The organism is Marinobacter nitratireducens (assembly GCF_000708045.1).
GTDB classification, from domain to species: Bacteria; Pseudomonadota; Gammaproteobacteria; order Pseudomonadales; family Oleiphilaceae; genus Marinobacter; species Marinobacter nitratireducens.
Window position 1 is genome coordinate 543126 of the sequence record NZ_ANIE01000005.1, and the last position, 9690, is coordinate 552815.

At 55.0% G+C, this 9690-nt stretch carries 8 protein-coding genes; 6 read left to right on the forward strand and 2 right to left on the reverse strand.

The features are described 5' to 3' along the window. Positions 1-5: 5 nt before the first annotated feature. Entirely contained in the window at positions 6-1472 is a 1467-nt protein-coding gene (mltF, locus tag D777_RS09565; protein ID WP_051669050.1) for a membrane-bound lytic murein transglycosylase MltF, read from the reverse strand. Positions 1473-1790: 318 nt separating this feature from the next. Between mltF and purL the strand changes: the two genes are divergently transcribed. Together purL and D777_RS09575 are read left to right on the forward strand one after the other, a co-directional pair. After that, positions 1791-5696 carry a phosphoribosylformylglycinamidine synthase gene (gene purL, locus D777_RS09570; protein WP_036131102.1) on the forward strand — a complete coding sequence of 1302 codons (3906 nt, stop codon included), beginning with the start codon at positions 1791-1793 and terminating at the stop codon, positions 5694-5696. Positions 5697-6108: 412 nt separating this feature from the next. Next, positions 6109-6420 (forward strand): Nif3-like dinuclear metal center hexameric protein, encoded by a 312-nt coding sequence (locus D777_RS09575; RefSeq protein ID WP_036131105.1) that lies wholly within the window; start codon positions 6109-6111, stop codon positions 6418-6420. Here D777_RS09575 and D777_RS09580 read toward each other — a convergent pair. Next, positions 6415-6978, reverse strand: a complete 564-nt coding sequence (locus D777_RS09580) for an NUDIX hydrolase (RefSeq protein ID WP_036131108.1) — start codon at positions 6976-6978, stop codon at positions 6415-6417. The genes D777_RS09575 and D777_RS09580 overlap by 6 nt on opposite strands. A 98-nt stretch (positions 6979-7076) precedes the next feature. Between D777_RS09580 and D777_RS09585 the strand changes: the two genes are divergently transcribed. Genes D777_RS09585 through purT form a run of 4 tightly spaced genes read left to right on the forward strand, consistent with a single transcriptional unit; the run spans position 7077 to position 9576 of the window. Further along, the gene (locus D777_RS09585; protein ID WP_036131111.1) at positions 7077-7664 is read left to right on the forward strand and encodes an NUDIX hydrolase; all 588 of its coding nucleotides are present in this window, start codon (positions 7077-7079) and stop codon (positions 7662-7664) included. 1 nt (position 7665) lies between these two features. After that, complete coding sequence (locus D777_RS09590; RefSeq protein WP_036131114.1) at positions 7666-8199, forward strand: gamma carbonic anhydrase family protein; 534 nt, start codon at positions 7666-7668, stop codon at positions 8197-8199. Beyond that, positions 8196-8378, forward strand: coding sequence for a DUF1289 domain-containing protein (locus tag D777_RS17850; RefSeq protein WP_081849516.1), 183 nt, complete (start codon positions 8196-8198; stop codon positions 8376-8378). The genes D777_RS09590 and D777_RS17850 overlap by 4 nt, the downstream gene beginning before the upstream one ends. A gap of 1 nt (position 8379) precedes the next feature. After that, the gene (purT, locus tag D777_RS09595) at positions 8380-9576 is read left to right on the forward strand and encodes a formate-dependent phosphoribosylglycinamide formyltransferase (protein WP_036131118.1); all 1197 of its coding nucleotides are present in this window, start codon (positions 8380-8382) and stop codon (positions 9574-9576) included. Positions 9577-9690 lie beyond the last annotated feature (114 nt).

Consider the following 9690-nt stretch of genomic DNA (forward strand, 5'->3'; position numbering starts at 1 on the left):
TGGCGCTAGAGTGTCGGTGGAATCAGGCCCAGATCTGCCGGCAGGCTGGCCTGGATGTCGCCAGACGATTCACTGTCGTTGGAAGAGCCATCGGGGAGGGTGCTTTCCTCCATATTAACCACTTCCGCAATGGTTTCTGTGTCCGGAGTAGGGCGATCCGTAATCCTGGCCAGTACATCGTAATAGCGGCGAATGTTCTGGACATACAACACAGGTTCATGGCCCCTGGCGTAGCCGAACCGGGTTTTCTGATACCACTCTTTTTGTGCCAGTAGCGGCAGAAATTCTTTCACATCCATCCAGCGATCCGGATTTTTGCCTGCGCCCTCAGTGAGGCGACGGGCATCTTCCAGGTGGCCAAAGCCGACGTTGTAGGACGCGAGCGCGAACCAGGTGCGATCTGGCTCGGGTATGCGATCCGGGATCTTGTCGTGGACCATCTGGAAATACCTGGCACCACCCTGGATGCTCTCTTCGGCATCCATTCGATTGTTTATGCCGATATAGCTGGCGGTGTTGCGCGTCAGCATCATCAGGCCGCGAACGCCCGTGGGAGAGACCGCGTTGGGGCGCCAGTGGGATTCCTGATAACCGATCGCCGCCAGTAAACGCCAGTCCATACCTGACTGATCGGCATAATCCTGAAACAGATCCTCATATTTTGGCAGGCGATTGTTTACATGATGCATGAAGGTGCGGGCCCCAACGTAATTCAACTGCTCCAGATGGCCATAAAAGCGCTCGGCCAGCTGGGCAAGGGTGCCATCAGCCTGAAGCTTTTGAAGGAATTGGTTGGCTGCAGTGATCAGGGTCTTGTCCTGTCCTTTCGGGAAAAGCCAGGCCAACTCCTCCGGGTTGCCGAGCGCAAACGCTTCTTTAACCTTGGGGTAAAACACCTGATTCAGCTCCAGTTCATTGGAGGACACGATGGCGTAGGGGAACTCACCGCTTTCTACCCGGGCGAGGATTCCGGCCGCGTCGATGCCGGGGTGTACGCGCCAGCGATAACCACTGACATCGCTCAGGTGGTGCTCATGGTTGCTGTCTGGAACCAGATGAAGAGTTTGACCCTCGAGTTCGCCAAGGGACTCCGGCCGATCGAAATCGCGGTTGTAAACGACAACCGATTGCGCTGCGATTCCGGTCGGAAGCACCCGATATTGGTTGTCCAGGCCAGGCTGATCTGAGAGCCCTGCCATCCCGATGTGGGCGAAATCCCGCGATAACACCGAGAGAATTTCCGTGTTGTCATCGGCGACCCGTACACGCAACTCAACGCCCAGTTCATTGGCGAAACGCTTGGCCAGCTCGTAGTCGTAGCCGGTTACCCCATTGCGTCCCTCGTAGTAAATAGACGGGGATTCGCGAGTAATCACGTGCAACACGCCCTCGTTACGTATCTCCTGGAGGGTCGTAGGGCGAGAGCAGGCCGTTAGCGCCAAAACTGCACTGATAACCAGGCTAGCTACCATGGGAGCGCTGGCAATGGTGCTGAATAATCTGGACAAGTCCCTGAACTCCATACAGCTGGATCTAGGGGATACGTCGGGGAATCAGAAAAAGACGCATCCGGTGTCTTGCTGGGTGTGGCATCCGTTTCCACCCCCTTATGATCCCTGCTGTGCCGGAGAGGGTCAATTAGACTGATTAATTAATGTGCAAAATAATGTCAATTATACGGGAAGTCCGATACGGTTCTGGCGCTGTATCCTGAGCCGTCTTTCGAGTATCATTGCGGCCTTTCAGATTGCACCCGGATTTCCCCGTTTCGCGCGATACAGGTTGATATCATGCTTGAACTTCGCGGCGCTCCCGCGCTCTCGTCTTTCCGTTCCCGCAAATTGCATTCCCGGATTCAGGAAATTGTTCCTGAAGTCGAGCATGTCTATGCCGAGTTCATGCACTTCGTGGATCTCGATGACAGTCTTTCCGATTCAGAGCAGGCGGTTCTTGATCGGCTGCTGGTTTATGGACCAAGTGTTCCAGTAGAAGAGCCGGAAGGTATTCTGTTCCTCGTTGTTCCTCGCCCTGGCACTTTGTCTCCCTGGTCCAGCAAGGCAACCGATATCGCCAGGAATTGTGGCCTGCGCCAGATTCATCGGATCGAACGGGGCACAGCCTTCTACATCCGTGCAGAGAAAAAGCTCAGTCTGGAGCAGCGTGAGAAAATCGCTGTTTTGCTGCACGACCGCATGACACAGAAAGTGTTTCACGAGATGGGCGGTGCAGAGCTGCTATTCAGCCATGAAGAGCCGCGTCCTCTTGGAAGAGTGTCGGTGCTTGAGGGTGGTCGTGCGGCGCTGGTTGAGGCCAACAGTCGGCTTGGCCTGGCCCTGGCAGAGGATGAGATTGACTACCTGGTGACGTCGTTCACCGATCTCCAGCGTGATCCAACAGACGTAGAACTGATGATGTTTGCCCAGGCAAACTCGGAGCATTGCCGTCACAAGATTTTCAATGCGTCCTGGGATATCGATGGTGAGGGGCAGGAGAAGTCCCTGTTTGCCATGATCCGGAACACCTTTGAAATGAACAGTGAGGGTGTTCTTTCAGCGTATAAAGATAATGCCTCTGTGATTCGCGGCAGCCGGGGTGGACGTTTCTTCCCGGACCCGGAAACCGGCGTCTACGGGTACAACGAGGAAGATATTCATATCCTCATGAAAGTTGAGACCCACAATCATCCAACCGCGATTGCACCGGCTGCAGGCTCTGCTACTGGTTCCGGCGGCGAAATCCGCGATGAGGGTGCGACCGGTCGTGGTTCAAAACCGAAAGCCGGTTTGGCCGGTTTTACCGTCTCAAACCTGAATCTGCCGGGTGATATCCAGCCCTGGGAAATCGGTTATGGCAAGCCGGACCGTATCGCTTCTCCGCTCGATATCATGATTGAGGGGCCCATTGGCGGCGCTTCTTTCAACAACGAATTTGGTCGCCCGAACCTCGCTGGCTATTTCCGTACTTTTGAAGAGAAGGTGCCTGGCGCAGCGGGGGAAGAAGTTCGTGGTTACCACAAACCGATCATGATTGCCGGTGGCCTTGGTAACATCCGTGAAGAACACGTCGAGAAGGGAAACATTCCCGTTGGCGCCAAGCTGATTGTGCTGGGCGGCCCATCCATGCTGATTGGTCTCGGTGGTGGTGCGGCGTCTTCCATGGATTCCGGCTCCAGTAATGAGAATCTGGATTTCGCATCCGTCCAGCGGGACAACCCTGAGATGGAGCGTCGTTGCCAGGAAGTGATTGACCGATGCTGGCAAATGGGTGAGAAAAACCCGATCTGCTTTATCCACGACGTGGGTGCCGGTGGCTTATCCAATGCCATGCCTGAGCTGGTCAAGGATGGTGGTCGCGGAGGAAAATTCGAGCTTCGTGATATCCCAAGCGACGAGCCGGGTATGTCACCGCTTGAGATCTGGTGTAATGAGTCCCAGGAGCGCTATGTTATGGCGGTGGCTCCTGAAAATCTGGAGCAATTCGATGCGCTTTGTCGCCGTGAGCGTTGCCCGTATTCCGTAATCGGTGAGGCAACAGAGACCCATCACCTGGAGTTGGGTGATTCCTACTTCGACGACAAGCCTGTAGACCTGCCGATGGACGTTCTATTCGGCAAGCCGCCACGCATGCATCGCAGCGTCAACCGGGCGTCATTCACCAAGCCCATTTTCGACTCCACGAAGATCGATTTGAATGATGCGATTCGTCGGGTTCTGCGCCTGCCGTCTGTTGGTTCCAAGAGTTTCCTGATCACCATCGGTGACCGTACGATTACCGGGCTGGTTGCCCGTGATCAGATGGTCGGCCCCTGGCAGGTGCCGGTGGCTGATGTGGCTGTTACCGCCAGTTCCTTCGATGTGCGCACGGGCGAGGCGATGGCCATGGGCGAGCGAACTCCGGTGGCGGTCATCGATGCGCCTGCCTCTGGGCGGATGGCGGTTGGTGAGGTGATTACCAACCTTGCGGCTGCTTCTATCGGCAAGCTCTCAGATATTCGCCTGTCAGCCAACTGGATGGCCGCTGCCGGTCATCCGGGCGAAGACGAAAACCTCTACGAGACCGTTCGTGCGGTGGGCATGGAGCTTTGCCCGGAGTTGGGTATCACGATTCCGGTTGGCAAGGACTCCATGTCCATGAAAACCACCTGGGAAGAGGACAACGGTGAACAGAAGAGTGTCACGGCTCCGCTTTCTCTGATTATCAGCGGATTTGCGCCAGTATCGGATGTGGCGCGCACACTGACGCCACAACTGGTTACCGGCGCCGGTGAAACCGACCTGATCCTGGTCGACCTGGCCGCGGGTCAGAACCGACTCGGTGGGTCGGCGCTGGCGCAGGTCTACAGGCAGGTAGGAGCGGCGGCTCCTGATCTGGATGATCCCGAGGATATCAAAGCATTCTTTGCGGTGATCCAGGGGCTGAATTCGGACGGTAAGTTACTTGCTTACCACGATCGCTCCGACGGTGGGCTCTTTGTCACCCTGGCGGAAATGTGTTTTGCCGGTCGCACTGGCGTTGACGTGAAGCTGGACGGCCTGGCCGAGGACTCGTCTCAGTTTGCCCGTGAACTCTTTAACGAAGAGCTGGGAGCGGTCATTCAGGTTCGACGTGATGACACCAGTTTCGTTCTGCAGCAGTTCTCCGCGGCAGGTCTGGGGGATCACACCAGCGTGATCGGGACGCTGAATGACAGTGACCAGGTTCGTCTGAGCTTCGAGGGCCAGTCGGTCGTTGACGAGTCCCGCTCATCCCTGCAACGCCTCTGGGCCGAGACAAGTTATCGGATTCAGTCGCTGCGTGATAATGCAGACTGTGCCCAGGAAGAGTTTGACAACCTTCTCGATAACGAAGACCCGGGCCTTAGTGCGACTCTTTCGTTCGACATTAATGAAGACGTTGCCGCGCCCTTTATCAACAAAGGTGCGCGCCCTAAAGTGGCGGTATTGCGGGAGCAGGGCGTCAATGGACAGGTTGAAATGGCGGCAGCATTCGACCGTGCCGGGTTTGAATCCGTTGATGTTCACATGAGCGACCTTCTTTCAGGTCGCGTGTCGCTGGAAGGCTTCAATAGCCTGGTCGCCTGTGGCGGTTTCTCCTATGGCGATGTACTGGGGGCGGGCGAAGGCTGGGCCAAGTCCATCCTGTTCAGTGATCGGGTACGTGATCAGTTTGCCGCTTTCTTCAATCGCCAGGACACCCTCGCACTGGGTGTCTGTAATGGTTGTCAGATGCTTTCCAATCTGCACGAGCTTATTCCGGGCAGCGAAGGTTGGCCGCGTTTTGTTCGTAACCAGTCGGAGCAATTCGAAGCTCGCCTGGTTATGGCGGAGGTGACGCAATCGCCATCGGCTTTCCTGGAAGGGATGGCCGGTTCACGTATGCCTATTGCCGTGGCGCACGGGGAAGGTCGCGTCGAATTCTCGGGTGATGCCTCTGCAGCATCGCTGGCAGAGAATGAACTGGTTGCTCTGCGCTACGTTGATAATCGCGGACAGGCAACGGTTCGATATCCATACAACCCCAACGGCTCGGAAGCCGGTATAACCGGTGTCACCACGCGAGATGGTCGTGTCACGATCATGATGCCTCACCCGGAGCGGGTATTCAGAGCGGTACAGCATTCCTGGCACCCGGATTCCTGGCAAGAGGATGGCCCCTGGATCCGGATGTTCCGTAATGCCCGGCGCTGGTTTGGGTAATCGACGCTAAGGGAATACCGGCCGGCTTGTTAAATGTTTTCCGGAACATTTTCAAGCCGGCTTTTCTTTGCCTGGTTGCCCGCTTTTGAGGCACTTTGCAAGGGCAAAAAGCTAAAAAAACTGGAAAATCTCTCTTGACTCGCTAGTTTTATGCACAATCGTGGTGCCTTCCCGTGTTTTCAGAGCTCAAACCTTGAGAATTCGGTTCATTTTTTTGGGGAGATCCGTAAATAGCTGAAAAATAACGATAAAAATTATTGGGCGATTTTGTCACCAATTTGACAAAGAGCCAGTAATTACGGGGGGTGGAGGCAGGTTCCCAAAAACTTTCCCCAGAGTTATCCACAGAATCTGTGGGTAAGTTTCTAAGTTATTAATCTGATCAAAAAATGCCCAACCTGGAGGGTGCTCAATGTATAAGTTGTGCTACTTCGTACCTGAAAGCCATCTTGAGGAAACCAAGCAAGCATTGTTCAAGGCCGGTGCGGGGCGAATCGGTGAATACGATAGTTGTGCCTGGCAATGTGCCGGTCAGGGACAGTTCCGGCCGCTGGAAGGGAGCAACCCATTTCTGGGGAAGAAGGGCGAGATCGAGCATGTGAATGAATACAAAGTAGAGCTGGTGTGCGAGGACCGTTTGATTATCAATGCCGTAAACGCTTTAAAGCAGGCCCACCCCTATGAAGAGCCTGCTTACGAAGTCTACCAGCTGGCGGAGTTATGACGGTTCCTTTCGCTTTGCTCCCCCCATGGGGTGTCTGATGTCCTTGATGTGAACCCCATAGGAGTCTGCGCGGGTATCCTCAATAAAAAGTTCTAGTGTTTTTCGGACTGTTGGAAATGAGATCTCGTCCCAGGGAATGTCATCGAGCTCGAAGAGGCGGGATTCGAGAGACTCTTCTCCAGCACCGAATTGCCCGTCTTTCAGGGTGGCGCGGTAGAACATGTGAACTTGATTGATGTGGGGTACATCAATGATCGAGTAGAGGCCATCAATGTTGACCTCTGCAAGGGCTTCTTCCAGCGTCTCTCTCGCAGCTGCCTCGATGGTGGTTTCCGCATTCTCCATAAAACCTGCGGGCAGGGTCCAGTACCCGTATCGGGGCTCAATCGCCCGACGGCACAAGAGAATCTTCCCTTCCCAGACTGGAACGGTGCCGGCAACGATACGCGGGTTCTGGTAATGTATGGTCTCGCAGCTGATGCAAACATAACGGTAGCGGTTGTCGCCCTCGGGGATGCGTTGTTCAACCGGTTGGCCGCATGTGCTGCAGTACTTCATGTTTTTCCCCGTATACTGTTTTGAGTTTTGGTAGTCAGTGTAACCATCGATGCTGCTGCTGTCTCACCTAATGTTTTGATCTGCCGCGGAGTCCCGTTTTGCACGATTTCCTTGCCGAGCGCCTGGCCGGCTATGCACCCAGGCAGCTTGCCCTGGATTACCCGGAGGCGGGCATTCTGGTTCCGATTACCAACGATGATCGTAACCCGGAAATGATTTTTACGCTGAGGTCGGCGAATCTCAGTACCCATCGTGGCCAGGTGGCCTATCCTGGCGGTAAGCGAGATCCGGGAGACCCATCCCTTGCCGCCACGGCACTGCGCGAGACCCATGAGGAAATCGGTCTTCCTCCGGAGCAGGTCAACGTTATTGCGCCACTCAGTCAGGTTATGTCCCGATACGGCATTCTGGTGACGCCATACGTGGGGGTCATTCCTGCGGACCACCCGCTGGAACATAATCCTGACGAGATCGAAAGCGTGTTTCGTGTCCCGCTATCGTTTTTTCTCGAGGACAGGCGGGAGCGAACGGATGCTTTGAACTTTTTGAACCACACCTTCTATGTGCCGTGTTATCGGTGGGAGCGGTATCAGATCTGGGGGTTGTCTGCCGTGGTTCTGGTCGATTTCCTGAACGCTGTGTACGATGCCGGTATTGATTTGCTGGAACCCCCTGGAGGAGGCTGACATGTTTTATGAGCTTGATGATCGAAAGCCGGAGCTGGTTGGTGGCGACCAGTTCGTTGCCCACAACGCGACCGTGATCGGTAGCGTTACACTGATGGAAAAGAGCAGCCTCTGGTACAACGTCGTTGTCCGGGGTGACAACGATCTGATCACGATCGGGCCGGAAACGAACGTTCAGGATGGTTCTGTGCTTCATACCGACTCGGGAATTCAATTGACCTTGGGGCGGGGGGTGACCGTGGGGCACAAAGTGATGCTGCACGGTTGTGATATTGGTGATTACTCGTTGATAGGGATCAACGCTGTGGTTTTGAATGGCGCGAAGATTGGCAAGCACTGCCTGATCGGCGCCAATACCCTGATCCCCGAAGGAATGGAAATTCCGGACGGCTCCATGGTGATTGGATCGCCCGGACGTATAAAGCGTGAACTGAGCGATCACCAGAAGAAAATGCTGGAGCAGAGCGCTGCCCACTACGTTCAGAACGCGGCGCGTTATGTTCGGCAATTGAAAGTCTGTGAGCCCGCCCGATGAGCGTTTCCGATAAAGTCCGTTCGCCCTGCGTCAGTGTGTGCGCGCTGGATGAAAATGATGTGTGCATTGGTTGCCACCGGACGGGCGACGAAATACTGCGATGGACTCAAATGACGAATGACGAGCGCAGGGAAGTTCTGCGCCTGGTTGCAAAGCGGGAAGAAAAGGTAGCCCTCTGACATGACTGACACCAAAACCATACGACTTGGTACTCCCCTGAAGAGCAACGCTTTCCGGGTTCTGTTTTGTGGCTCCGGCGAGCTGGGAAAAGAGGTTGTTATCGAGCTTCAGCGATACGGGGTAGAGGTGATCGCCGTTGATCGTTATGCCGATGCACCGGCGATGCAGGTAGCCCATCGGGCTCATGTCATCGATATGTTGGATGCTGAAGCTTTGCGTTCAGTGATCGAAAAGGAAAAGCCAAACCTGATTGTTCCCGAAATTGAGGCCATTGCGACGCCGGAGCTGGTTAAGCTCGAAAGTGAAGGCTATCAGGTGATTCCCACGGCGCGCGCGGTAAACCTGACCATGAATCGCGAGGGTATTCGCCGGCTGGCAGCCGAAGAGCTGAAGTTGCCCACGTCACCCTATCGTTTTGCCGGAGAAAAAGAGGAGTACCTGGCGGCCGTTAAAGAGGTTGGTCTGCCTCTGGTAGTGAAGCCGGTCATGAGCTCGTCAGGGAAAGGGCAGAGCACAGTAAAAGATGAAGCCGATATTGAGGCTGCCTGGGATTATGCTCAAACCGGAGGCCGAGCTGGAAAAGGGCGGGTTATCGTTGAGGGCTTTGTTGATTTCGATTACGAGATTACGTTGCTGACCGTCCGTCACCGGGATGGGATTTCTTTCTGCGATCCCATTGGGCACCGTCAGGAAGACGGTGATTACCGGGAATCCTGGCAGCCCCAGCCGATGTCGCCTAAAGCCTTGGAGCGCTCGCGTCAGATTGCAGAGGCTGTCGTCAATGATCTGGGTGGTTATGGTATCTATGGGGTTGAGCTGTTTATAAAAGGGGATGATGTCTGGTTCTCCGAGGTCTCCCCGCGTCCTCACGACACCGGGCTGGTTACCCTCATCTCTCAGGATCTTTCAGAATTCGCGCTCCATGCCCGAGCCATTCTCGGGTTGCCGGTTCCGGGTATTCGCCAGACCGGTGCCAGTGCGTCAGCGGTCATTCTTCCCGAAGGCGAATCGGACGCGGTTACCTTTACCCACATAGAGGAAGCGCTCACTCAGCCTGACACGCAATTGCGTTTGTTTGGCAAGCCGGAGTTGAAAGGTCGCCGTCGCATGGGTGTTGCATTAGCCAGAGCCGAGACTATTGATGAAGCCAGATCCAGGGCGCTTAGGGCAGCTGCAGCGGTGAAGATCGAGTTGTAGAGGAAAGACTTGCAAAAAACCGTACGGTTTTTGCTCGGATTGGTGCTATTCTGAACGGCCGCGTAGGTGTAAACCGAGCCTTTGGAAAATAAAATGAAAAAGGTCGTTGACAGT

Bases quoted from the DNA above. Each gene is read 5' to 3' on its own strand.
- mltF (WP_051669050.1), bottom strand. From the start codon at position 1,472: ATGGTAGCTAGCCTGGTTATCAGTGCAGTTTTGGCGCTAACGGCCTGC.
- purL (WP_036131102.1), top strand. From the start codon at position 1,791: ATGCTTGAACTTCGCGGCGCTCCCGCGCTCTCGTCTTTCCGTTCCCGC.
- D777_RS09575 (WP_036131105.1), top strand. From the start codon at position 6,109: ATGTATAAGTTGTGCTACTTCGTACCTGAAAGCCATCTTGAGGAAACC.
- D777_RS09580 (WP_036131108.1), bottom strand. From the start codon at position 6,978: ATGAAGTACTGCAGCACATGCGGCCAACCGGTTGAACAACGCATCCCC.
- D777_RS09590 (WP_036131114.1), top strand. From the start codon at position 7,666: ATGTTTTATGAGCTTGATGATCGAAAGCCGGAGCTGGTTGGTGGCGAC.
- D777_RS17850 (WP_081849516.1), top strand. From the start codon at position 8,196: ATGAGCGTTTCCGATAAAGTCCGTTCGCCCTGCGTCAGTGTGTGCGCG.
- purT (WP_036131118.1), top strand. From the start codon at position 8,380: ATGACTGACACCAAAACCATACGACTTGGTACTCCCCTGAAGAGCAAC.